Source organism: Sphingopyxis sp., assembly GCF_965279725.1.
GTDB lineage: Bacteria > Pseudomonadota > Alphaproteobacteria > Sphingomonadales > Sphingomonadaceae > Sphingopyxis.
On record NZ_CBDIIL010000002.1, the window covers coordinates 849807 to 872434 of the forward strand.

At 61.6% G+C, this 22628-nt stretch carries 20 protein-coding genes and 1 tRNA gene; 1 reads left to right on the forward strand and 20 read right to left on the reverse strand.

Annotated features, from left to right (window positions below; translation table 11 throughout):
* Nucleotides 1-3: 3 nt before the first annotated feature.
* The 4 genes from ACQY6T_RS08530 to ACQY6T_RS08545 all read right to left on the reverse strand — a co-directional run bounded on the left by ACQY6T_RS08530 (nucleotide 4) and on the right by ACQY6T_RS08545 (nucleotide 2660).
* Complete coding sequence (locus ACQY6T_RS08530; protein ID WP_428630316.1) at nucleotides 4-537, reverse strand: hypothetical protein; 534 nt, start codon at nucleotides 535-537, stop codon at nucleotides 4-6.
* A gap of 401 nt (nucleotides 538-938) precedes the next feature.
* On the reverse strand, nucleotides 939-1199 hold the full coding sequence (locus ACQY6T_RS08535) for a hypothetical protein (protein ID WP_428630318.1): 261 nt from the start codon (nucleotides 1197-1199) through the stop codon (nucleotides 939-941).
* A complete protein-coding gene (locus ACQY6T_RS08540; RefSeq protein WP_428630319.1) occupies nucleotides 1196-1576 on the reverse strand; it encodes a hypothetical protein in 381 nt (126 codons plus the stop codon). The genes ACQY6T_RS08535 and ACQY6T_RS08540 overlap by 4 nt, the downstream gene beginning before the upstream one ends.
* A gap of 259 nt (nucleotides 1577-1835) precedes the next feature.
* Nucleotides 1836-2660 carry a hypothetical protein gene (locus tag ACQY6T_RS08545; RefSeq protein ID WP_428630320.1) on the reverse strand — a complete coding sequence of 275 codons (825 nt, stop codon included), beginning with the start codon at nucleotides 2658-2660 and terminating at the stop codon, nucleotides 1836-1838.
* Nucleotides 2661-3344: 684 nt separating this feature from the next.
* On the opposite strand from ACQY6T_RS08545, the gene ACQY6T_RS08550 reads away from it, so the two are divergent.
* A complete protein-coding gene (locus ACQY6T_RS08550) occupies nucleotides 3345-3707 on the forward strand; it encodes a response regulator (RefSeq protein WP_428630322.1) in 363 nt (120 codons plus the stop codon).
* Between the two features lie 31 nt (nucleotides 3708-3738).
* Here ACQY6T_RS08550 and ACQY6T_RS08555 read toward each other — a convergent pair whose 3' ends face one another.
* From ACQY6T_RS08555 to ACQY6T_RS08630, 16 genes are all read right to left on the reverse strand, one after another.
* On the reverse strand, nucleotides 3739-6324 hold the full coding sequence (locus ACQY6T_RS08555; protein WP_428630324.1) for a PAS domain-containing protein: 2586 nt from the start codon (nucleotides 6322-6324) through the stop codon (nucleotides 3739-3741).
* 270 nt (nucleotides 6325-6594) lie between these two features.
* On the reverse strand, nucleotides 6595-7341 hold the full coding sequence (locus ACQY6T_RS08560; protein ID WP_428630326.1) for a PP2C family protein-serine/threonine phosphatase: 747 nt from the start codon (nucleotides 7339-7341) through the stop codon (nucleotides 6595-6597).
* Nucleotides 7338-8360, reverse strand: a complete 1023-nt coding sequence (locus ACQY6T_RS08565; protein WP_428630327.1) for a type VI secretion system-associated FHA domain protein — start codon at nucleotides 8358-8360, stop codon at nucleotides 7338-7340. Before ACQY6T_RS08565 ends, ACQY6T_RS08560 begins: the two co-directional genes overlap by 4 nt.
* Nucleotides 8361-8374: 14 nt before the next feature.
* The gene (locus ACQY6T_RS08570; protein WP_428630329.1) at nucleotides 8375-10069 is read right to left on the reverse strand and encodes a protein kinase domain-containing protein; all 1695 of its coding nucleotides are present in this window, start codon (nucleotides 10067-10069) and stop codon (nucleotides 8375-8377) included.
* Nucleotides 10070-10121: 52 nt separating this feature from the next.
* Nucleotides 10122-10688 carry a LysM peptidoglycan-binding domain-containing protein gene (locus tag ACQY6T_RS08575; RefSeq protein WP_428630331.1) on the reverse strand — a complete coding sequence of 189 codons (567 nt, stop codon included), beginning with the start codon at nucleotides 10686-10688 and terminating at the stop codon, nucleotides 10122-10124.
* 170 nt (nucleotides 10689-10858) lie between these two features.
* A complete protein-coding gene (locus ACQY6T_RS08580; RefSeq protein WP_428630333.1) occupies nucleotides 10859-12556 on the reverse strand; it encodes a putative bifunctional diguanylate cyclase/phosphodiesterase in 1698 nt (565 codons plus the stop codon).
* Nucleotides 12557-13152: 596 nt separating this feature from the next.
* Nucleotides 13153-13229, reverse strand: a tRNA-Met gene (locus tag ACQY6T_RS08585).
* Between the two features lie 55 nt (nucleotides 13230-13284).
* Complete coding sequence (locus ACQY6T_RS08590) at nucleotides 13285-13776, reverse strand: 2'-5' RNA ligase family protein (protein WP_428630335.1); 492 nt, start codon at nucleotides 13774-13776, stop codon at nucleotides 13285-13287.
* 87 nt (nucleotides 13777-13863) lie between these two features.
* Nucleotides 13864-14424 (reverse strand): peroxiredoxin, encoded by a 561-nt coding sequence (locus ACQY6T_RS08595; protein ID WP_428630337.1) that lies wholly within the window; start codon nucleotides 14422-14424, stop codon nucleotides 13864-13866.
* A gap of 103 nt (nucleotides 14425-14527) precedes the next feature.
* Complete coding sequence (locus ACQY6T_RS08600; protein WP_428630339.1) at nucleotides 14528-15280, reverse strand: alpha/beta fold hydrolase; 753 nt, start codon at nucleotides 15278-15280, stop codon at nucleotides 14528-14530.
* A gap of 1 nt (nucleotide 15281) precedes the next feature.
* Nucleotides 15282-16421: a Kelch repeat-containing protein gene (locus ACQY6T_RS08605; RefSeq protein WP_428630341.1), complete on the reverse strand. Its 1140-nt coding sequence runs from the start codon at nucleotides 16419-16421 to the stop codon at nucleotides 15282-15284.
* 28 nt (nucleotides 16422-16449) lie between these two features.
* Nucleotides 16450-17367, reverse strand: a complete 918-nt coding sequence (gene mltG, locus ACQY6T_RS08610) for an endolytic transglycosylase MltG (RefSeq protein ID WP_428630342.1) — start codon at nucleotides 17365-17367, stop codon at nucleotides 16450-16452.
* Nucleotides 17368-17670: 303 nt separating this feature from the next.
* Nucleotides 17671-18930 carry a beta-ketoacyl-ACP synthase II gene (gene fabF, locus ACQY6T_RS08615; RefSeq protein ID WP_428630343.1) on the reverse strand — a complete coding sequence of 420 codons (1260 nt, stop codon included), beginning with the start codon at nucleotides 18928-18930 and terminating at the stop codon, nucleotides 17671-17673.
* Between the two features lie 184 nt (nucleotides 18931-19114).
* Entirely contained in the window at nucleotides 19115-19351 is a 237-nt protein-coding gene (locus tag ACQY6T_RS08620; RefSeq protein WP_003039428.1) for an acyl carrier protein, read from the reverse strand.
* A gap of 44 nt (nucleotides 19352-19395) precedes the next feature.
* Nucleotides 19396-20568, reverse strand: coding sequence for a serine hydrolase domain-containing protein (locus tag ACQY6T_RS08625; RefSeq protein WP_428630344.1), 1173 nt, complete (start codon nucleotides 20566-20568; stop codon nucleotides 19396-19398).
* Nucleotides 20569-20599: 31 nt separating this feature from the next.
* Nucleotides 20600-22285 (reverse strand): tetratricopeptide repeat protein, encoded by a 1686-nt coding sequence (locus ACQY6T_RS08630; protein ID WP_428630345.1) that lies wholly within the window; start codon nucleotides 22283-22285, stop codon nucleotides 20600-20602.
* Nucleotides 22286-22628 lie beyond the last annotated feature (343 nt).

Genomic DNA, 22628 nt, shown 5'->3' on the forward strand with positions numbered 1-22628 from the left:
GGTTCACGGTTCGGCACTCTCCAGCGAGAATGGGATCGCAAGGCCCGGCGCGAGCGTGGAGTCGCCGGGATTATTATCATTTATAACGAGCGTCAGTTGCTTGGTATCCGGCGGCACCGAGCCAAGAAACACAAGCTGCCCGTCGAGCTGTTCGCCGCGAATGATATCCAATCGCGGATTGTCTTGCGGCGGCTTGAGCATCAGCTTGTTGCCATGCTCGTCGCGCAAATAGGTCGCTTCAGACGCAAGGGGCACATTGTTGGTCTCGGTACCACCGTAGGATGCGCTGACTTGCAGGACCGTCGCGTCGGTCCCTAACTCGATCCCTTTGAGGCGCACGGTCAAACCAATCGGCGCAACGCCCTGCGTATTGAGCGTGATCGTCCGTGTTTTATCAGCTGTGATCTGTTCGCCAGCGACCGTGGAGGCCATCTCGGCGCGCTTCTCGGTTTCATCCTGGGATGGCGGTGTAGGAGACGAGCAAGCGGCGAGCAAAAGAGTAAAAGCGCTTACGCCAACCTGTTTCAGGAAAACCATATCCGGGCTCCGCATCCGTTGAAACTATTGAGGAAACCACATTATCGGCATTCGGTTCCTCGACGCCCACGCCATTGCCGCAGTTAACGCGCCTACGTTGTCGCCAAATGCGCCAATGTTAGCATTTCCTATTTCCGCTTCCCCCCCACAGAAGCCATTCTGCTGGCGACGGCCGCCAGTGGGTCATTTACCGCTGGATCTAGCTGTTAGCGCGCCGTCCGCTTTGGGCGCAGATTCGTAAAATTTGCCGTTAGATCAGGTTAGGGCGTCGCGACCGCTTTCGATCCATGGCGGACACTGCTGTGCTCCGGCCTCAGAGAGAGATCCAGGGGTGGACCTTTTTTATCCTCGGATCTCTCCGGTTAAGATCGGTCAGCTTTGCCCAGGTCCGATTGGATCATTCAGTCAGGTCCGGGCCGCTTGGCCACGCTATTTTCATCAAGAAACCGCAGCGATTGCATATCCACCCCCAGCGCGTCCCAAAGGCTGACGGCTGCGTAGACCGATGCTGTGCTTCCCTGTCTCGCTGAATAGGACCACAGAATGGCCTCAATGGCCTTCGCCGCCCGATCGCGGTTTAAACTCGGCGAGAAATCCTCGCGATTTGCACTTTCGGCGTCAATGGCACTGAGCAATTCTTCGACTGTCGAAGCTGTTGTCATCCGCCTTCTCCGTGGCTGGGGTGATCTGAGGTGGAAAATGCAAATGCCCTTAAATTCCTCATCACCGTTCCAATCGTAGCGATGCCGTATCCATCTGGATCAAGTGCGGTAGAGCGATAGCGGTCAGCCAATTCGGTAAGATCGGATATCAGTCGATCAGCATAGACCTTAGGCGAAAGCCTTTCGTCGTCCGTTGGTTCAAGGTCGATCTTCTCGATCTGATAAATGGCCTCATATTCGTCGACGCTCACATTGCGACCGGTGTTCATATCCGTCCAATAAGGGTCCAGCCGATGCTTCGCAGCCTCTGCGCTCTGTTCCTCGATCTGACCCAAGAATAAAGCCCGAATATCGTCAGCAGAGTGTGAGGTTTTCATATTGTGAGCCTGATTTTACGCTTCGATGGGCATTTCAAGCGGCTCGCGTCGCTTCGTTGGCTGCCAACTGCATACGGACTGCCAACGGATCAGTTATTAGGCACGTTCTGGTCATCACAATGTTGCTCAGCGCGGCCTGATAAGCAGCGTGTGAGCAATCGTTCTTTGCCCCCCGGATCGTCTCACAGCAGTAGCCAGCGTACCACAGGTGTAATTCGCTAAATTCTTTACTTAGGTCGCCCTCGGCTTTCCCTCTTGATCAGGATCCAACGCCAATCCAGTTGATCGACACCACGCATTCACGACCCACCGCGTTCAGCGAAATTGGCATCCAATTTTTCGGCATCAATGTGACGCTGGAGAATGCGTCGCTTACGCAGCGTCCGTCCGACTGCAGCAGTCCATATTGCAGCGCAATCACTATCGCGATTTCGCACCGGTTGCGAAGCGTGATTTGCGTATAAATCATGAATTTATTCTCGCCCGTTCCCTGCTCGTCTTTCACCTCGCTGGTGATACACGCAGCCAGCTTGCGGCTGGCAACGGGCACGTCAGCTGCCCATGCGTTATCGGGTACAGGAACTGCTATCGCTGCAAGCTCTGCCGCGGTCGGTTCGCGGCTTATGGCGCGGATCCGGCGAAGCTCGTCGGCAACGTGATTAGCCGGATCACCGATCTCCAGATGATTTACGACAGCTATACAAACGGGACGATCATTGGTCGTCGTTCGTACCGCGGCCTCTCCGGCAGCGAGAACTAGTGAAAAATTGATCAATCTGCTGCAGCCGCCGGTCTGCATCGAGCCGAGTTGCCCTCCTATCGAAACGGCAAAGCGGCATCGATTCACCATGGTGGTGACCCAGATCGCAGGTCGAGCTCCGATTGCGACTTCTTGTCGCGTATCGAAGCCCACGCATCCAGCCAGCTTGCGATGCCCCTCCGGCACGCTATTATCCCAAGTGGAAATCGGAGGCGGTGGGTTAACAACCGTTGCCAGCTCAGCACTGGTAGGCGCACGGATTTCACTGGAAGCATGCGCACAAAAAGGTAGCATCAGCATCATTGCCGAAATAAGCCACCGCATAAGTTGCTCCCAACGTGAGAAAAAAGCGATCCAAGCAGGTCACCTTCATCTGGTCAACCCGAGAGCCGGAAGTTGGTCAAACGTCCTTGCGGAGACTTGGGCAATTTCCCCTCTGCCGTTACCGGTAAGTGCTGAATCGTCCTGAGCCGTCGGGATGACCGAATTCAGGTAAAGTCCGATAGTGACTTGGACGACTAACGTTTAGGCACGTTTCTTACATTCTTCCTCACATCCTCGAACGACAGGCTCCGGACAGCCGTCTCGCTGCCGACTATGACTTGACGGGGCGCGAAGCTGCATCGGCTCAAGCAGCGAAGAATGACTGCTTTCGGGCACTATCCGATCGGTGTCGGAACGATCGAAATTAGGCGCATTGCACCCGCGCCGCTCTGAAGCTCAAACTGGCCGACTGAAGACCGTCCGCTTTAAAGACGCAAATCTTGAAGAGCGGACATCTCATGAAGCTAGTCCGGACCGCGCGAGAGCGCGGCCCGGTGAAAGCGTCCAAACCTTTGTGTTTTGAAGCTCGACGGGAATACTCACTGAATCTTGTGTCGGTTCCGAAGCTTTGAATTTTCGTTGCGCGCGCGATTGAGATTGGCTGCATTTGCCTGTCGACATGAATTTATACCTGGAGTGCGCTCACATATTGACGGCCGCGCAGGAGTTGGTTTGAAGCAGGGAATGCAAAGCAGAATTTTGATCGTTGAGGATGATCCGCTCGTCGCGATGATGCTGGAAGGCCTTCTCGAAGCGCTCGATCGGCAAGCCTTAGGTCCTGTTGATAGTGTCCAGGCAGCCCTCGCACAGCTGGATGAGGGCAATATCGATGCCGCCATCGTGGATGTTCACCTCGCCAACGGCGAAACCTCGGAGCCGGTTGCAGAAGCGTTGGCCGCGCGTGGTATCCCGTTTATCGTGACCACCGGTGGATTTATCGCGCCGCCTGGCCCCGTATTTGCGGGGCGCCCAGTTCTTCTTAAACCTTTCACCATGGCCAGTTTTGAACAGGCACTCAGCCTGTTTGAGGAAATCTCGCCGTCATAAACGACTGCATTACCGCACCCGGCGGACGGAATCAGCCTTCGAGAACTGCGCGTATCTTGGTAGCGAGCTGCTCGACTGTGAATGGTTTACCGAGCAACTCCACTCCGGGATCGACGACGCCGTTATGCACCACCGCGTTGCGCGTATACCCCGTGGTATAAAGGACTTTGAGGTCCGGACGCCGCCGAAGCGCTTCGTCGGCAAGTTTGCGTCCGTTGATGTCCGGCATAACAATGTCGGTGAAAAGCAGCAAGATTTCCGGATGGGCGTCGAGCAGACGAAGCGCCGCGAGCGCGCCATCGGCCTCGATCACATTATAACCGAGCTCGGTCAGGGCATCGACGCTGAACTGGCGCACGGACGGCTCATCCTCGACGACGAGGATCAGCTCGCGCGCGTCGCCGCGGGGCAGATCGGTGGGCCGTTTGGCTTCGGCTTCGACATCATCTCCAATGAACCGGGGCAGGTAAATCTTGATGGTTGTTCCCTCGCCCGCCTCCGAATAGATTTTTACGTGGCCGCCAGACTGTTTGACGAAACCATAGACCTGGCTGAGCCCGAGCCCCGTTCCTTTACCGACACTCTTTGTCGTGAAGAAGGGATCGAAGGCCTTGGCGATCACGTCGGGCGGCATGCCCGTTCCCGTATCGGAAATCGCGATCATGACATATTGGCCGTGCGGAACGCCGATATTAGCCGCCGCATAACGCTCGTCGATATGGCAGTTCAGCGTTTCGATCGTGAGCCGTCCGCCTTCGGGCATGGCGTCGCGCGCATTGACCGCAAGATTGAGGATCGCGTTTTCGAGCTGGTTGCGATCGGTGTGCGTTCGCCACAGCCCGGCAGCAAGAACGGTTTCCTGCCTTATCTCGGCGCCTAGCGTGTGGCTGAGCAGTTCGGACATTCCGGGGACGAGCTTGTTCGGGTCAAGAACTTCGGGGTTGAGCGGCTGCTGGCGCGAAAAAGCGAGCAGGCGCTGGGTCAGCATTGCGGCGCGCTGCGATGCCTCTGCGGCGTTGTCTACATGACGTCTCGCGCGCTCGTCCTCGCTGCCGAGGCGTCTGCCGAGCAGATCGAGCGACCCGATGATCACCGCCAGCATATTGTTAAAATCGTGCGCGATGCCGCCGGTCAGTTGGCCAACGGCCTCCATCTTCTGGGACTGCCGAAGCGCCTCCTCGATTTTCTCGCGTTCACTGATCGCCTCGGCGACGCGTCGCTCCAAATGATCGTTCAACTCGCGAAGCTCGGCTTCGTCAGCTTTGCGCGCTGTCACGTCGATCGCCGTTCCCACGACCCGAACGCAGTTTCCTTCGTCGTCGAAGACACCGCGGCCTTTCGCCGCTACCCAGCGTATTTTTCCGTCTTCCTTGCCCACGGTCCGATAATCGACATCGTAGAGCGCGCGCCGAACGGGATCGCACGCCCCCTCGAACGCCTCGAACGTAGCGGGTTGATCGTCGGGATGAATTCCAGCGTAGAAGTCCGCAATCGATACCGGAACGTCGGGCGAAATCCCAAACATGCCTTTCACGATCGGCGGCCAGATCAGCGCATCGTTCACGATATCGACGTCCCAGAAGCCGACCTCGGCCGCATCGGTTGCGAGCCGGAGCCGTTCTTCGCTTCTCATAAGGATCGCCCGCGTGCGCTGACGCTCGGTCAGATCGAGCATGGCGCCAATCATGCGAACGGCGGCTCCGGCCTCGTTGCGGATGATATGGCCGCGGTCGAGGATTGCCGCGTAGCTTCCATCCGCCCGAAGGAACCGGTATTCACCCGACCAGCTGGCTGCCCTGCCATCGATTGCCTCGTGAATGCTCGCGTCAACACGCGCCCGATCATCGGGATGGATATGCTCAATCCACCACGCGCCCTTCGGCTCGACGGCATCGGGCCGATGGCCGTGCGCCGCTTCGAGTGCCTCGTTCCAGATGACATGGTCGGTGGCGAAGTCCCAGTCCCAGATCGCATCGTTGGTCGCGCGGCTGACGAGACGATAACGCTCCTCAACGCTGCGCAGGGCCGCTTCTGCCTCGGTGCGCTGACGGGCTTCGGCGCGCAGTTCCTCGGCGCGAACATTCTGTTCGACCAGTGCTTTGCGCAGCTCCAGCTGGGTCATCACCTGCCGGGCCAGGACCTCGAGAACAAGGCGCTGGTGCGCCGTTATCCCTTCCGGCCTAGCCTCGCGATCGAGCACACACACGGTGCCGATTGGGAATCCAGATGCACTGCGAAGGATCGCGCCGGCGTAAAAGCGGAGTCCATCATCGGCTGTCACGAGGGGATTGCAATCGAACCGCGAGTCAGCGCGCGTATCGGGGACGACGAGAAAGTCGTCTTGCAAAATTGCGTGCGCACAGATTGAAACGTCTAGGGGCAGTTCGCGTGCGCCGATCCCCACCTCGGCCTTGAACCACTGGCGATCGTTGGAGACGAGGTTGACCACAGCGATTGGCGCCGAGAACGTCTCGGCGGCAAGCCGCACTACGTCCTCAAACTCTGTTTCTACCGGTGTATCGAGTATTGCATACCCCTGAAGCGCCGCCACGCGATCGGCTTCTGACCAAGCCGCTGCAGGCGGTGAGTTGATATGTGAATCGGAATAGGAAGTCATCGTGCGCTAGATACCATCGCGCCGTTCCAACGACAGCGAAATTTCTATTCAGTTCTTGGAGTGCCCAGTGGCGGACTTCGAGGGCTAACAACGTCTCGCGTGAGCCTGCGTCTGATGGAAAACCGCGATATGTGACCTTCTCGTTATGGCCGATAGCGGATCGGCTGCTTTGCGGAGAAAAGTGTGCGAAAGCGGTCGTCCGGCCAGCTTATTTGTCGTGCGCGCTCGTCTCGCGGACCGATTCGACGGGCGTTGCAGATAGCAAATAAATTAGGCTTGGATCACGACCAGACTGGCGTTGTCGCTACCGTCGCGCATCAAGGCTCGATCGATCAGCGATTGCGCAAGCGCGCGTAGCGGTGGGGCTCCGACCCTGTCCGCGTCTAGCGTTCGCGAGACGCCGTCAGAACAAAGCATGATGATATCCCCCGTTACGATCGGAATCGCCACCCGGTCGATGACAACCTCGCGATCCACCCCCAGCGCGCGCGTTATCACGTTCGACTTTGGATGATGAGCCGCAGCAGAGGGTGGCAGCGCCCCCGCATCGACCATTTGCTGCACGACGCTGTGATCACAGGTCAACTGTTGCCAAGTGCCGCCGCGAAGTCGGTAGGCGCGGCTATCGCCCGCCCAGAATATCTCGAGCCGGTCATTGACGAGCAAGGCCGCCACGATGGTCGTACCGCTGCGCCGTTCGGCTTCGGAATAGCGGTCAAAGATCAGCATATTTGCGGACTGTATCGCGCGCAAAATATCGTCCCCGCATAAAATTTGCCCGCTGCTCGCGAGATCACCCAGTGCATCGATGGCGATCTGCGCGGCAACATCACCAGATTGATGGCCCCCCATCCCGTCCGCCACCGCCCAGAGTTTGGAATCGGGCAGATTAAGGATACGATCTTCGTTGACGGCACGGACATGGCCGACATGAGTCAACGCAACAGATTCGATTGCTGTGACGCTACCGTCGATGACCTGGGGGGCGTCACGACCAAAGATGCGGAAAAATTTCATTCGCGAAAGTCAGTCACCGCCGCGTCGGCAACATTGTATGCTTGCACAAACGCCCGATCAAGCACGCCCGATTTCTTGCCTTCGATCTCCTCAAGCAGATCGGCATGCCGCTTTTCCAACTCTTTGAGCTGCGCCGCCGCTTTGTTCTGGAACAACGACCGGCCTGGCGTCTGGCCGTCGAGGCTATCAGGGTCGAAGCAGGCAATCGCTTGCTGCAAGCTTCCGCGCAGCCCGGCAAAAGTCGCCACCAAATGGCGCTTGATGTCGCGAAACGACGATTGCAGCGCGGCCGGACCCGAAAGAAAGCCGTGCGATCCGCCCAGGATCAGATCGATCGCCAGTCGCTGCGTCGGCGCCCATTTGAACGGATTGTTGTCGGCGCTGCCGATCGTCGTCCGCGTCATCTGGTAATGCGAGCGCGCGTGATCACGTTCGCTCATCAGGTCGCCAACGCCGAGTACCATCTGCCGGTACACGCCGCCGACGCGGCGCATGATCTCGACCGGGTCCTCGCTCGCCAGCAACGAAGCATCGAGGCCTGCACCCTCGCAAAAAGCATCCAGCAGTGACCCGGTGGTGATCGCCGCCCCGCCGGACCGTGCCGCGGCTGCGGTGTCGGTCCAGTCGCTGGGGACCTCGATCGAGTCACCGAGCGGCGGCGTCAGGACCATGGTGCGCGTTTCCTGGCCTGCAATATCGCCATGCGGCGCTTCGGATACGACAATACGGAAATCGCCGAGGCGGATTGCGAACGGCAGGGACACGGGAATCGCTGCCTCATCCGCAAGCCGTTCGCCAGTGGCTGCGTTGAAGACCCCGTTTGCGCCGAGTGGACGCAAGGTAAGGCCGTCGGCGCCGACAGCGAATTCACAGTGGGTGCGCGACAAGGCGCAATTGGGATCGGGGATCGACCAATCGGCGCTTTTGTCCCGGCCGACCCGCAGCACCCCTTCGCGCAGCAGCTTGGCATCGACCGGATGGATTTCGTCGCCGCGCTCGAAGAGTTGTAACATGTACATGGTGTGCGCTTTCCTCAGGCAACCTGGCGCCGAGGCGCTGTGACCGCAACCGGTTCCGCAATTCGGGTGGCGAGCGTCGACGCGTCGTCATCTGCCACACCCGCGACGAACTTTTCTTCGGCCGCTCCAGCGGCCCGATTGAACGCGTCAAATGCCGCGCCAAATTCATCGCCCCGTCGATGCGAAATACGCAGCGCAAAGCGCGATGTCGCCGCCTCGTCGAGCGCCTTGCGAAGCCGCCCGATCGGCCGCGTCACCGCTGCGCCGCTCAAATAGCCGACGATCATCACGGTCACCATCACGACCAGCGACAGCATGACCAAGAGCCAACGCGTGTTATTGGTAGCGGCCACAAGCGCGTCGGTGCGGACGACAACATCGACCTTGCCGTAGCTCGCTCCCGCATAGCGTATCGGTTGCACGATCCGCATCCCGGCATTCTGGCCTCCCCCGACATAACTAACCGCTGCACCATTGCCTGCGCCGACATGCGCCTCGCCTTGCGGCGCTACGTAACGTGCGCCAATGCGGCGACCATCGGTCGCAGCGCGGACAATATTGTTTGCGTCCACAACCGTCATGGCGCGAACTTCACGATCCTCGCTGGCGCTCGAGACAAAGGCTTGCAGGGCGCCCCAATCCTGTTGATCTGCCGGCAGCCCGGCATTATCGACCGCGACCACCCCCGCATTGCTTGCGACAAAAGCGGCGATCGTTCGACCAGAGGTTGCGGCCATATCCTCGAACGCCCGCTCTTCGCGTGTGCTGATCAAGGCGCCGCAGATGGCCAGCACCCCGAAGGTGACAGTGGCCAGAAACAGCGGCAATTTGACGCGCAGCGACAGGCCGCGGCGCGGCACCGCGCTCTCTTCGCGCGCGCTCATCTCGCGCATGATCGCCTTGCGGACCGCATCGCCGTCGGCAAAGCGTTGTTCGGGTTTTTTCGACAGCAGCTTGTCGATGATGAAGCGCAGTCCCGGCGGACAATCGCTGGCCGACCGCTCGATCGGCTCCACCCTTTCCTGCGCAATCTGTATCGCCAGCGTTGCGAGGCCGATGCCGGGGAACGCTGCCTTGCCCGTCACCATTTCGTACAGCACTATGCCGAGCGAAAACAGGTCCGAGCGATGATCGACGGGGAGACTGAGCGCCTGTTCGGGGCTCATATAGCGCGGCGTCCCGATCATCTGGCCGAACTGGGTCTGCGCCAGCTGGTCGCCGCTCCCCTCGGGATCAGAATCGTCGATGCGCGCGACGCCGAAATCGACGAGCTTTGCGGTGCGGCCATCATGCGACAGCAGGATGTTTGACGGTTTCACGTCGCGGTGCACCACGCCCATCTGGTGCGCATAGGCGAGCGCGGCGGAGAGCTGCTGGCCGAGTACCAGCACACGCTCGTAGGGCATCCGGCCATTGGCCTGCAGCAACGTGTCGAGCGGCTGCCCTTCAATGAGCTCCATCGCGATGTAGGCGATGCCCTCTTCTTCACCCACCTCGTAAATCGTGGCAATATTGGGATGGCTCAGCGCGCCTGCCGCGCGCGCCTCGCGCAGGAAGCGGATATTGAGCCCGGGATTGCGAGCATATTCGGGCTTGAGCACCTTGATCGCGACTTTGCGGCCGATGCTCGGGTCGATCGCGCGATAGACGTCGGCCATTGCGCCTTCGCCTAGGCGGCCCTCAATACTATAGCGTCCCAGCGATTTCATCAGTCGGCACTCTCTTCATCAATCATTGTATCGGGCAAAGATTGAAACATCGCTAGCGGCGCGACCGAACCGTCGCCTCGATCCGCTCGGCGCGCGCCAGATCCGCCTTGATCACCGAGCTGGCGGGATCGAGCGCCGAAGCGCGCCGGAGCAGCTGCACCGCGCGCGTCGCGGAACCTTTGTTGAGCGCGGCCAGTCCCTGCGTTCGCAGTTGGCGGGCAGCCGCGGGATCGGTCCGCGCAGCCGGCGGCGCGACCGCCCGTTTAGGGGGCTGCGCGCGCGGCGCGGACGGCGTCGACGGTGTCGGCGGGGCGGGCGTTGCCGCCCGGCGCGCCGGTGCCGGCTTGGTACCGGGAATCCGCAATGTCTGTCCCGTGGCCAGCGTGATCGGCTTTTCGATGCCGTTATACCGGGCCAGCTGATAGGTCATCAGCCGATTGCCGAGAAAGCGTTGGGCGATGCCGACGAGCGTGTCGCCGGGCTGTACGACATAATCGAAGGATTGCGGCCCAAGCAGTTCAACCGGATCCCGCGCGATGGAATCGCGGAGCAGGGCGAGCGACGGATTGTTCGGATCGCGCTTGAGCCCTGACTTGATCAGCTTGCGCGCCGCCGACACATCGCCTTGGTTCAGATGTTCGGCTATTGCGTCGATACTTTGTGCGCTGCTCGCCGAAGCCGATGCAGCACTTGGCTTCGGACCGCTCGCGCAGCCCGCCAGAGCCAGCGCAACAGCGAAGACCATAGTGCGCCGGAGATATCGGCACGGGCGTATTTGAGCAGCGATCGTCATGATGTAATTCTCTCGATTTGGGGAATGTCGGCGGTCAACTCGAGCATAGCCGCAAGGCCCGCCCGGTCGTTGATGAAGCTCAGGAAGTCGTTGGCCGACAGTGGGCGCGAAAAATAATAACCCTGGAAATGACGGCAGCCATTCTGCGACAGCCAGCGATATTCCTCGGCCGTTTCAACACCTTCGGCGAGGACACGGATGTCGAGGCCGCGGCCCAAGGCGATGATACTGTGGCAGATCGCCTGGCTTTGCGGGCAAAGATGAACATCGGTTACGAACTCGCGATCGATCTTGATCTTGTCGAAGGCAAGCTGGCGAAGCGTGCTGAAGCTCGAATAGCCGGTGCCGAAATCGTCGATCGCGATCTTCACGCCGAGCGCCCTTATTTTGGCGAACAGGCGCGCGAGGTCGGCATCGTCAGCGCTCGCCACCCCTTCGGTCAGTTCGATCTCCAGACATGCCGGGTCGAGCGAATGATTGTGCAGCGTCCGGCTGAGGAACTCTGCGAATTTCGCATCGTGAAGCTGGTTGGCGGAGACATTGATGGCGATTCTTAAGGGGCCTGCCGCGCGTCCCTCCCATTCGCTCGCTTGGCGCGCCGCGGCGTTAAGGACCCACATGCCGACCTGCTCCGCCAGTCCTGCGGCTTCGACGATCGGGATAAACAGTGATGGCGGCACGCTGCCGCGCTCGGGGTGATGCCATCGGATCAGCGCCTCGGCGCCTGTCACACATTGCCAATGTGCGTCTATCAGTGGCTGAAAATGCAGCTGAAACTCATTTCGGTGGATCGCGCTACGCAGATCTTGCTCGATGGCATATCGCTGCTGCACCTGAGCAATCGCCTGATCGCTGAGCTCGTGCGTGTCCTGCATGTCTTCCAGCGCGAAAGACGCCAGCGTTCGCGTCAACAAAAGCTGCGGCGTGATGCCGTCAACCAAAGCCGCACAGCGTGTCGCAATGCTCGGCAATATCTCGCGTTGATCGATTTTAAGCCGCCCTCCTAGCGCATAGGCGATTGCATCGATCTCTGATCGCGCCAACAAAGGATCGATGTCGTTGCCGTACCAGATGGCGAAATGGCCCTGATCGACGTGGGCAATCAGGCGCTCGACCGGAATCATGCGAACAATGCGCGCGACAATTTCCAGAAGTACTCGCTCGGCAAGATCAGGATCAAACCCGGCCAGTCTTTCGAAGTCGTCCAGTGCAAACGTGCCGAGCACGCCCGAACCATCTTGTTCCATCTGTTCAAGCAAAGGTTCGCGGGTGGGCAAGCCGCTCACGCCATGACGCTCGATCAAACGTCGCTCGATCGTGGCAAGCGCCTGCTCGAGACCCTTCGCATTTTCCGCTAGCCGCTCGGCGATCCCTATTTTCTGCCCTTCGCCCGAAATGACTTCCAGCCGCTGCGACAGTCGCCACAATTTCCAGTCATGCCGCCAGGCCGATCCAGCCCAGCCGCATCCAACGGCAGCAGCGATCAGCGCGAAGGTAGCGAAATCTCCGGCGCCGACGTGCACCAGGCACGCGCCGGCGACAAAAACCGACGCCAGCGCAAGGCGACGCAGTAGGATTGCTCCCGAAGTTGCCCCTTTTTGGACCATAACCGCTTTTTGGGCCGTAAAATGATACCAAGTGCTTAAATTCTTGTGCAGAAATGGATCAGAACGGGTCGATTCGTCGCATTTCACGTGAATTGGCTAAAGATGCGTTGCGACACAGAAATGTCGCGAGCTTTGCGGGCACGAGGGACAGAATAGCCTCCGTAAATGCTGCCCTGCCGCTGCGGTGAAAGCTCACTGATCAAGATCGGTGAACGCCGGATGAAAAGTCTGTTCTCACTAGGAAGTTCCTGCCGATTCGGACGGGATAGAATGGCGCGAAGCATAGTTGAGGCCTGGAGGAAAAAGCGCGAAAGGAGCGCGAGCGGTCATAATCGCCGAAGTGACGGTGTCCTCGGTTTACTTAACGCTAAATGGCAGCATCCGCAGGGATCGAACTAACCGTACGACTTCCGAAATCAGGCGCCGAGCGGTCGATGCCGGCGCCCCATCCAATGGCCCCTTTCAGGCATGTCCCGATCATGACCTTAAGTCCGGGATGAGGCGCAAAACGGCGCTTTAAGCGGGGACAAATGACACCCAAAAAAGATCAGGTGTTGAATCGCAAATTTACGCCGAAGGCGAAAATTGAACCTCATTATTCAATGGGTTAGGTTTCATCGGGCCGTCAATGCGGTAGCGACGAATTCTGAAAATATCAAATTATTTCAATGACTTAAATGCCTTGGTAGCGGAGGAGGGACTCGAACCCCCGACACGCGGATTATGATTCCGCTGCTCTAACCAGCTGAGCTACTCCGCCCCGAAGGGTCGCCGCGACGGGCGAGCCGCGCCTATAGGCATGGTGTCGGCGCCGGTCAATATGGTGCGCGCGGGCCGCGAAAATTCCGTGCGAAGGCGGCTTCCCATGGGCCGCCGCGATAGTGGTGCGCGGCGAGGCCCGTGATGGTCAGCGGGCGCGGCTGAAAATCGGCGGCGAGTTCGGCGAGCAGCGCGCGCGCCTCGCTGGGCGCGACCTTGTTCTGGACGGTGATATGGAGCCGCGGGGTGCCTTGGTCCTGCGCGGTCAGCATGCCGGTGAAATGCTCGGCGATCCGCTCGCGGACCGCGAGCAGGTCAGAGCTGTCGATGCGATAGGCGACGCCTTTGCCCAGCGAGTAAAGCTCGCGCAGCCGCGCAGCGGGCGGCGGGGTGTCAGCGGCGATGCGACGGATCAAGCCGTCGAGTTCGTCCAGCGCAGACGGCGGCAGCTGGTGAAACAGCGTGATATGCGCGGTCAGATAGTTGCGCTCGGGCGGAAAATGCGCCGCGCGGAGATGGTCAAAAAAACGCTGGTCGGCCGCACCCATCGTCGCGGTTACGATGATGGGTGCGGCGCCGGCGGCCCGGACGGGAGGGGGGATGGCCGGGCCGCCTAATGTCATATCAGCGCCGGTTTAGGCCGCCTGCGCCAGCTTGCCCTGATAAGGGTTCGCCTTCACCCACTCGAGCGCCTTTTCGGGGGTCGATTCGACATAGGGATCGGCGTCGGTGCCGACGTCGTTGATGCCGGGTTCGACAAACATCTGGACCACGACGCCGTCATCGACGATCGCGGTGTAGCGCCAGCTGCGCATGCCGAAACCGACGTGATCCTTGTTGATCAACATCCCCATGCGGCGCGTGAAGGCACCCGAACCGTCGGGGACCATCTTGACGTTCTGGACGCCCAGGCTCTTGCCCCAATTATACATCACGAACGCGTCGTTGACGCTGATGCAATGGATGTCGGCGACGCCTTCGGCGGCGAAATCGCCATAGAGGCGCTCGAAGCCCGGGCACTGCTCGTTCGAGCAGGTCGGAGTGTAGGCGCCGGGCAGGCCGAACAGGATGTGGCGACCGGTGCCAAAGGCTTCGCCGGTGTCGACGTCCTGCCAGCGGAAGGGGTTCGGGCCGTCGACGGCCTCGTCGCGGACGCGCGTTTTGAGGGTCACGGCGGGAACGGGTTGATTGATCATGGGAGAGAATCCTTTCTGTGGGATTTTTGTGCAGCGCACCAAAAGCAGACCAGCGGGCGCAGGTCAAATCGAGTGGGCCGCTTATATTGATTGCGTCAGGCGATCAGAGCGCGGCCCAGAAGCGATGCAGTGCCGCCGCGACCTCTGCGGATCGCTCGGCAATCGCCCAATGCCCTGCCCCATCGATGACGGTGAGCGGGATGCCGGTGTTGGCGGCGAAACGCTGCGCGACCGGCAATGGCACATATGGGTCGTCGGCGCCCCAGATCAACGCCCCATGCGCGGGCAATTTGTCGATATCGCGCGCCCAGTCATGCGCGAAACTCAGTCCCTTGGCCGACCGATAGAGTTTCAGGATTGCGCGGCGCTTGTCCTTGCTCCGCCACTGCTCCGCCTCTTCGCGTGCGATAGCGGCAGGCATGCCCTGCGCCGCCAACCCCTCGGCGAGCTTCGCAGGTTTGCTCAGCGCCATGAAGAGTTCGCCAAGCACCGGCGTGTTCCAGATCCGCGCGACGCGGTGGCCGCGATAATCGGGATCGATCACCGCGTTCGAGATTACCCAGCTGCGCAGCAGATCAGGACGGAGCATCGCGACGCGCTGCGCGATGAGCGCGCCCCAGTCGTGGCCGACGATATCGATCGGGCCGTGCTGAACGAAAAGCGCTTCGGCCTGTCCGATCGCCCAATCGGCATAGGCTTCCTTGGTTGCCGGGAAACCCGCGGGCAGCGGCGCGGTAAAGCCGGGGAGCGCGGGGACCGCAACCGGCGTGTCGCCAAGGTCGAGGGCGGCGATCAGGGGGCGCCAGATCGCCGGACTGTCGGGAACGCCGTGGAGGAAAAGTTTCGCGGTGGTCATATCAGCCCTTTGGCAAATGGATGATCCAGCTTTGATCGGTCGGTTCGATCCGCCCTTCGCGATAGCCGCCCGCGAGCAGCGCAGTGTGGGCATCGGCGCGAACGACGGTCATGTAATTCCACTGCCCGCCGAGGTCGTAATCCAGACGCGCGCCAGTACCGCTGGCGACGTCGAAGATTTCAGGCGCGGTGTCGCCCGCCGCCACCAGCACCTTGTTGCCCGGCAGCAACAGCAAACCGTCGGCGATCTTGAACCGCGGAGCGGCGAGATGGCCCGCCGGAACAAAGCGGCTCGCGGCGACATCGAAGCGCTCGACCGAGCGTAGCTTGCCGTCATAGTCGCGCGCGTCGGATCCGCCGACGATCAACACATCGCCGTTTGCCAGACGCAGCGCGCCATGTTTGTAGCGGCCCTGCGCCAATTGCCCGGCGGGACTGAAACGTCCGGTCTTCGGGTCGAAAATTTCAGCGCTCGCCAGCGCCCGCGTCGGTGCACGATCGGGTCGCCCACCCCCGACTATCAACACCCGCCCATCCGTCAGCAAGGTCGCGGTTGCGCCGCTGCGGGCGGTACCGAACGAACCGGTGACCGTCATGTGGCCTGTGGCGGGATCAAAAATTTCGGCATCGGAGCGCACATCGCTCCCGTCATAACCGCCCGCGATCAGGATGCGGCCATCAGCAAGGCGGACGACCGCAGGCGCGTTTCGCGGCGCGGCCATTGCTGGTCCCGCTAGCGACTTTCCAGATGCGGCATCGAAGATTTCGCTCGTCGCCGACACGCGCCCGTCGACCCAGCCACCAAAAACGAGGACACGCCCATCGGGCAATGCGGCAGCGGAAGGTTGGATGCGCTGGACGAGCAGGTTGCCGCTGCCGACCAGTTCCATGCTTTGCGCATCGATAACATCGACCGTTGCACTCGCGGGACCAGCCTCGCAGCCCGAACGGACACAGCCGCCAATGGCGAGCAAGCGCCCCTCCCCCGCTGCAACCAGCTGGTGCGTGGCGCGCGGTGCGCCGAGACGCGGGCCAGCTTCGATCCGAATGTCGCTGCCGCTCTGCTCCGCCGCGCTGCCGCCGCCCGCCATGCAGGCGGTCAGCAAAAGCGAAAAGACGATCAGCCCCGAAACATTCCGCATCACCACCCTCCCCGATCACAAATTGACGTTACTCGATCTCTCCGCGCTCGCGGCGCAGCTGATACCATTTCTGCACATTGGCATTATGCTCGGACAGCGTGCGGGCAAAGATATGGCCGCCGTCTCCCTTGGCGACAAAGAACAGGTAATCAGTCGGTTCGGGATCGAGCACCGCGGCGATTGAGGCTTTGCCGGGGTTGGCGATCGGCCCCTTGGGCAGACCGATCATGCTGTAGGTGTTGTAATCATTCACCGCTTGGATTTCGGATCGCAATATCCGGCGGCCGAGCGGTTTGCCCTTGGTCAGCGGATAGATGATCGTCGGGTCGGCCTGGAGCCGCATGCCGACCGCCAGCCGGTTGGTATAGACCCCCGCGACGGTGCGGCGCTCCGCGGGAACGCCGGTTTCTTTCTCGACGATCGAGGCGAGCGTGATCGCTTCGTTGCGGTCCTTCGCCGCGGTGCGCGGGGTGCGCTTGGCCCATAACTCGTTGAACGCCTTGTCCATCGCCGCCTGCATGCGCTTGACGACCGCGGCGCGGCTTTCGCCGGTGGTGAAGGCGTAGCTGTCGGGCAGGATGCTGCCCTCGGCAGGCACGGGGATTGTGCCGGTCAGCCGCTTTTCAGCCATCAGCCGATCCCAGACCATGATCGACGGCATGCCTTCGGGGATCATGACGAGGCGCTGGATCGTCTTGCCCGCCTGGAACAGTTCGAGGATGTCGCCCGCGTCCATCCCCTTGTCGATCTTGTATTCGCCGGGCTTGATCGGATCGTCGGAGGCAAAGAAGCGCGCTTCGTTGCGGAAGCTGGAGGCGGAGACGGCGCCGGCCTTTTCGAGGATTTCGCCCGCCTTGGCGATGCTGGCGCCCTGCGGGATCACGACGACGGTATCCGCGGGCGCACCGCCCGAGCAGGCGGCGAGCAGGAGGCCCAAGATTGCCATCGTCAGCCAGCGGAACGGATGCACCTGATTCTCCCAATCTTGTCCTTAAAGCGACAAAAGATACGCTTGAACGCGTCGCGAATGTCTCCTTTGTCGCTTTAAGCCAGCGGCAGCGACGGGGTGATAGAGCATGGCGGCGAAATGTAGGAAAGAGGTTTTGATCCTCCCTGTGGCGAAGCCATAGGGAGGTGGCAGCGCGGAGCGCTGACGGAGGGGCTTTGGCGCTGCCGTCGCCGCCCCTCCACCACCCGCTGTGCGGGCGGTCCCCCTCCCCATCGCTGCGCGACAGGGAGGATTACTTGATCAGTCGATCGCCTTCACGATCACACTCGCGTTGGTGCCGCCGAACCCGAAGCTGTTGTTGAGCGCGGCCTTCACTTTACGTTTCTTCGCCGTGTGCGGAACCAGGTCGACGCCCTCGGTACCCTCATCGGGATTGTCGAGGTTGAGCGTCGGCGGGACGATCTGGTCACGGATCGCGAGGATGCAGAAGATCGCCTCGACCGCGCCGGCGCCGCCGAGCAGGTGGCCGATCGCCGATTTGGTCGAGCTCATCGACACGGTGCCGATCGCCTCGCCGAACAGGCGCTTCACCGCGCCGAGTTCGATCGTGTCGGCCATCGTCGAGGTGCCATGCGCGTTGATATAGTCGATGTCGGCTGGGGTCATGCCCGCCTTTTTCAGCGCCATTTCCATCGAACGATATGCGCCCGAACCGTCGGGATGCGGCGCGGTGACGTGATAGGCGTCGCCCGACAGGCCGTAACCAACGACCTCGGCATAAATCTTCGCACCGCGCGCCTTGGCATGTTCATATTCTTCAAGCACGACGACGCCCGCGCCCTCACCCATCACAAAGCCGTCGCGATCCTTGTCATAAGGGCGGCTCGCCTGCTCGGGACGGTCGTTATAGCTCATGTTGAGCGCACGCGCCTGCGCGAAGCCAGCGATGCCGATCGGGCAGATCGTCGCCTCCGCGCCGCCGGCCAGCATGATGTCGGCATCGTCGTCGCGGATCATCCGCGCCGCGTCGCCGATCGAATGGGCGCCGGTCGAGCATGCGGTGACCACGGCATGATTGGGGCCTTGCAGGCCGTATTTGATGCTGACCTGGCCCGAGATCAGGTTGATCAGGCGGCCATGGACGAAGTGGGGGCTGACCCGGCCCGGACCCTTTTCGGCGAGCAACAGGCTTTCGCTTTCGATCCCCGGCAGGCCGCCGATGCCCGAACCGATCGAGCAACCGGCGCGCAGCTTCATTTCGTCGGACATGTCCTCGAGGCCCGCGTCCTCGATCGCCTGACCCGCGGCGTCGATGCCATAGATGATGAAGGGATCGACCTGGCGCTGCACCTTGTGGTCGACGCGCTTGCCGGGGTCGAAACCATATTCATGATCCGGCCCCTTCACCTCGCACGCGATCGTGCATTTATAGTCGGAAGCGTCGAAATGGGTGATCTGACCGGCGCCCGATTTGCCCGCGAGCAGATTGGCCCACACGGTTTCCACGTCGGCGCCCAGCGGCGTCACCAAACCCAATCCCGTCACCACAACCCGGCGCATAGTCTGTCCTTTCGTCGGTCCCTGCCCCCGCAGGTTCCCGCATCATATCTATCGGCACGCTTCTAGAGAACGCTGGGCCATAAAAAAAGCTTCCCGGCCCCTGCACGCTAGCGCTCGGAACCGGGAAGCCGGAAACGCGTGGGCAGCGTAGCTGCCGCGTCCGGCGATGCCGGACCGGGCCGCTTTAGCCCTTGTTCGCTTCGATATAGTCGATCGCATCCTTGACGGTCGCGATCTTTTCCGCCGCATCGTCGGGGATTTCGACGCCAAATTCTTCTTCGAACGCCATCACCAGTTCGACGATGTCGAGGCTGTCGGCGCCCAGATCATCGATGAAGCTCGCTTCTTCGGTAACCTTGTCGGCTTCGACGCCCAGATGTTCGACGACGATCTTCTTAACCTTTTCGGCCGAATCGCTCATGCGCTATTCCTTTTCTGACTAAGCCGTGAATGTTGGAAATTGCCCTAGTGTCCGTGGACGGGGCTGGCAAGAGGGCTGGTATCGACCAGTTCCTCCTCCGCCGCGCTATAGGCGGAACGCTTCCCTTTCTGTCCGTCCGGCACCTGCGTCACGAAATAGGCAGTGCCGGTGCCCGCTTCAAGATCGTACCACAGCCCCGAGCGCAATCCATAGGCATCGCCAGAGTGGCCGAGCCGCCGCCGCCCGTCACCGAACAGGTCGTCGCGGCACCCCGGCCCGGTCGCGGCGCCGCTGCCCGTGCTGTGCATCGCGGCGCCATATTCGCAGAAAAACCCGCCGATGCCCTCGCCCGTCGCCGGGCGGACCGGCGTCATGGCTTCCAGCCGGGCCAGACTGTCGGCGGTCAGAAAATTATCGCCGCGGCGCAGCAGCATGACGCCGATCCGCGCCAGTCCATTGGCGGATATGCGCAGGCCGCCTTGCGGGCTGAACCCGGCGCCGTGGCGGGCGAGCCGATAGGTGCCGAGATCGCAGCTGCCGTCGGTCGCCGGAACGACCGGGCATGCGGGACGAACGCCCTTCATGTCGTCGCGCACGACCGCGCCGTCGGCGCCGTAAAGCACCACCGCGCGCGCCACCGCCGCGTCGCTGCAGGTTGGCCAGTTGAAGCAGGCGTCGATCCCCAGCGGGCGCAGCACCAGCCGCGCCATCGCTTGATCGAACCGCTCACCCGTCGCGCCTTCGATCGCCGCGGCGACGACCGGATAGTTGAGATTGGCATAGACGAAATCGCCGCCCGGACGGCGCGGCGTATCCCATGCCGCGGGATTCCGCAGCGCCGATTCCAGATCGGCGTCGAGCGGCAGCGCATAATCGACCCGATCGGCCAGCCCGGAACGATGCCCCAGCAGCTGCGCCAGGGTGATTGGCTGGTCGGGATAGGCCGGGTGGCGAAGCCGCCAGCCGAGATAGTCCGAGACATCGCGGTCGAGGTCGAGCCGCCCTTGCTCGACCAGCCGCAGCACGCCGAGCGCGACGACGAGCTTCGACACCGACGCAATGCGCACCGGGTCATCCGGCGTCAGCGCGCGTTCGTTCGCCCGGTCGGCCTGCCCCACGACCACGCGCGTTTCGAACGTCCCCTTGCGGTCGAAATCAACCGCCACCGCAGCGGGCGCGGAAGGCGCAGAGGCGAGCAAGGCAATCGCGAGCAGCATCGTTCTGTTCTGCTCGGCGCCCTTCAGCGCGTCAAGCCGTGGGACGGGCCGGAACGACCCCCGAATCGCGCAATGCCATCGACGCCCGCTGGATGACGACCGGGGTGATCAAGAACCGGCCAAGCACCGTTTCGGGCGCCGCGTTCGCCGGCTGCCGGGTGTAGGCGAGCAGCTGGCGCCATTGTGTGCGCCCCGCCGCGACATCGCCCTGCCGCGCCAGTACGATCGCGCGAACCATCAAATATTGCGGCTCCATATTGCTGGGCGAGGGCATGTGATCGAGCACGGCGCGCGCTTCGACCTGTTCGCCGCGCTGCGAGAGGATGAACGCCAAGGTGACCGCGGGGACGCCAGGGTAGGAATCGTCGAGTGACAGCGACCGACGCAGCAACGCCTCGCCCTCGGCCGCCTGCCCGCACGTTATCTTGAACAACCCCAGAAAGCCGACCATGTCAGGATCAAAGGGATTGAGGCGGAGCGCGGCTTCGCCCATCGTGTTGCCGCCCGAACAATTGCCGCCATAGAAATTCGCGCGGGCCATGGCGAACAGTCCCGCCGATGAATTGGGGCTGCTTTCATATGCTTGCAGGGCGAGCGCGTCGGCTTCGGCGAGGGCTGCGCGGCCCGTCGGCGTCATCCGCTGCGGCTGCCAGTCACCGTAACGCAACAGCGACAGCGCGGCGAGCGCGACGGGATCGCGCTCGTCCCGTTTCAGCGTCGCGCGCAGGCAAATGTCCACCTGTTTGGCATTGGGGGTGTTGCGCATCTGGCGCATCCGGTTGAACTGCGCGAGGCACGGAAAGCCGGGCGAAAAATTGTCGGGTTGGCGCTGCACCTGATCGCGTACGATGATGCCGTAATCGCCGCCGATCTGGGCGATGACGGGCTCAATCGCCGCGAATATCGGGATATCCAAATCGGCGAAGCGGATTTGCTGTGACCAGATGGCGCGTTGATCGGTGACCCGGTTGAGCACCAGCGTAACTTCGGCCCCGCCTTCCAGATCACGCACAAGCGACGTGTCGAGCCGGTAGTCGCCGTGCCGCGGCGCCGCGCCGCCGGGCGCCTTGGAACTGAGCAAGTTCACCATGCCAAATCGACGCAGCCCGTCGCGCAATTTTCCATCGAGCGCGCGCGCAAGGGCGCGCGATGCCGGCGTGTTGCCGGCGATCGGGGCGCTAATCTCCAGCGACGGCATCGGCACCGATTCGCCGACAAAAAGCCGATCGGGTCCGCCGCGCAACGCCCACAGCGCCAAGATTGCGAGCGCCAGCAGGACGAGCGCGACGACCCAGCGCCCATAGCGCGGTGCCGCCGTCGGCGAGCGCCCGGCGATATCTGGCGCGCGCGGTACGCCCGCGCCGTCCGCGCTGGTGGCCGTCTTGACGTCACCTTCGACACCAGCGTTGTTTCCCGACCGCGCCGGCGGCGCGACGCGGTGCTGGACGACGACTTCATAGCTGCCCTGCGGCACCCGTAAGCGATGGATCCAGGGGGTGTCGGCATAGTAGCGATCGAGCAATGTGCGGAGCCGTCCGACCATGACCCGCGGATAGCTGTCCACCGCAGGATCGAAATCTTCGCTGCGGCCCAGCGCCTCTGTGGCGATGGCATAGGCCTTGGGTGAGCTGCGGCCGCCGCGCAGCCGATGTTCGACGAGAAATTGCAGCAGACGCGTCAGAACCGGCGACCGGATGAACAGGGGAGAATCGAGCAATCGCTCCAGTTCCTCCGCGATAATTCGCTCTGTTTCGCCAGGATTTTGAGTCTCGTTTGCCTTCGCGTGGTCCATGCTACCCTCAAATGCCCAAGGCGGGCGGTGCGGGTGATACGCCAATCAACAAGTGCGACCAGCCATTGTTACTTCTATGTAACGGTAACAGGCGCACCGTCCATCATATCAGAAGCACGGCCCATCGCCAATCGGCAAGGCAAAAATCGATATTATGGCGAAGAACGGGTTATCAAGCGGCGACATTAAGCAATGTGACCCCATGTAACTGCCGCGACGGCGAAACCCTGTCATTCTTTGGATGCCGCCTCATTCCTACGACGGGGCG

What these genes read in the sequence shown, in the direction of transcription:
- ACQY6T_RS08530 (WP_428630316.1), bottom strand. Translation starts at nt 537, where the DNA reads ATGGTTTTCCTGAAACAGGTTGGCGTAAGCGCTTTTACTCTTTTGCTC.
- ACQY6T_RS08535 (WP_428630318.1), bottom strand. Translation starts at nt 1,199, where the DNA reads ATGACAACAGCTTCGACAGTCGAAGAATTGCTCAGTGCCATTGACGCC.
- ACQY6T_RS08540 (WP_428630319.1), bottom strand. Translation starts at nt 1,576, where the DNA reads ATGAAAACCTCACACTCTGCTGACGATATTCGGGCTTTATTCTTGGGT.
- ACQY6T_RS08545 (WP_428630320.1), bottom strand. Translation starts at nt 2,660, where the DNA reads ATGCGGTGGCTTATTTCGGCAATGATGCTGATGCTACCTTTTTGTGCG.
- ACQY6T_RS08550 (WP_428630322.1), top strand. Translation starts at nt 3,345, where the DNA reads ATGCAAAGCAGAATTTTGATCGTTGAGGATGATCCGCTCGTCGCGATG.
- ACQY6T_RS08555 (WP_428630324.1), bottom strand. Translation starts at nt 6,324, where the DNA reads ATGACTTCCTATTCCGATTCACATATCAACTCACCGCCTGCAGCGGCT.
- ACQY6T_RS08560 (WP_428630326.1), bottom strand. Translation starts at nt 7,341, where the DNA reads ATGAAATTTTTCCGCATCTTTGGTCGTGACGCCCCCCAGGTCATCGAC.
- ACQY6T_RS08565 (WP_428630327.1), bottom strand. Translation starts at nt 8,360, where the DNA reads ATGTACATGTTACAACTCTTCGAGCGCGGCGACGAAATCCATCCGGTC.
- ACQY6T_RS08570 (WP_428630329.1), bottom strand. Translation starts at nt 10,069, where the DNA reads ATGAAATCGCTGGGACGCTATAGTATTGAGGGCCGCCTAGGCGAAGGC.
- ACQY6T_RS08590 (WP_428630335.1), bottom strand. Translation starts at nt 13,776, where the DNA reads ATGGGTGCGGCCGACCAGCGTTTTTTTGACCATCTCCGCGCGGCGCAT.
- ACQY6T_RS08595 (WP_428630337.1), bottom strand. Translation starts at nt 14,424, where the DNA reads ATGATCAATCAACCCGTTCCCGCCGTGACCCTCAAAACGCGCGTCCGC.
- ACQY6T_RS08600 (WP_428630339.1), bottom strand. Translation starts at nt 15,280, where the DNA reads ATGACCACCGCGAAACTTTTCCTCCACGGCGTTCCCGACAGTCCGGCG.
- ACQY6T_RS08605 (WP_428630341.1), bottom strand. Translation starts at nt 16,421, where the DNA reads ATGCGGAATGTTTCGGGGCTGATCGTCTTTTCGCTTTTGCTGACCGCC.
- mltG (WP_428630342.1), bottom strand. Translation starts at nt 17,367, where the DNA reads ATGGCAATCTTGGGCCTCCTGCTCGCCGCCTGCTCGGGCGGTGCGCCC.
- fabF (WP_428630343.1), bottom strand. Translation starts at nt 18,930, where the DNA reads ATGCGCCGGGTTGTGGTGACGGGATTGGGTTTGGTGACGCCGCTGGGC.
- ACQY6T_RS08620 (WP_003039428.1), bottom strand. Translation starts at nt 19,351, where the DNA reads ATGAGCGATTCGGCCGAAAAGGTTAAGAAGATCGTCGTCGAACATCTG.
- ACQY6T_RS08625 (WP_428630344.1), bottom strand. Translation starts at nt 20,568, where the DNA reads ATGCTGCTCGCGATTGCCTTGCTCGCCTCTGCGCCTTCCGCGCCCGCT.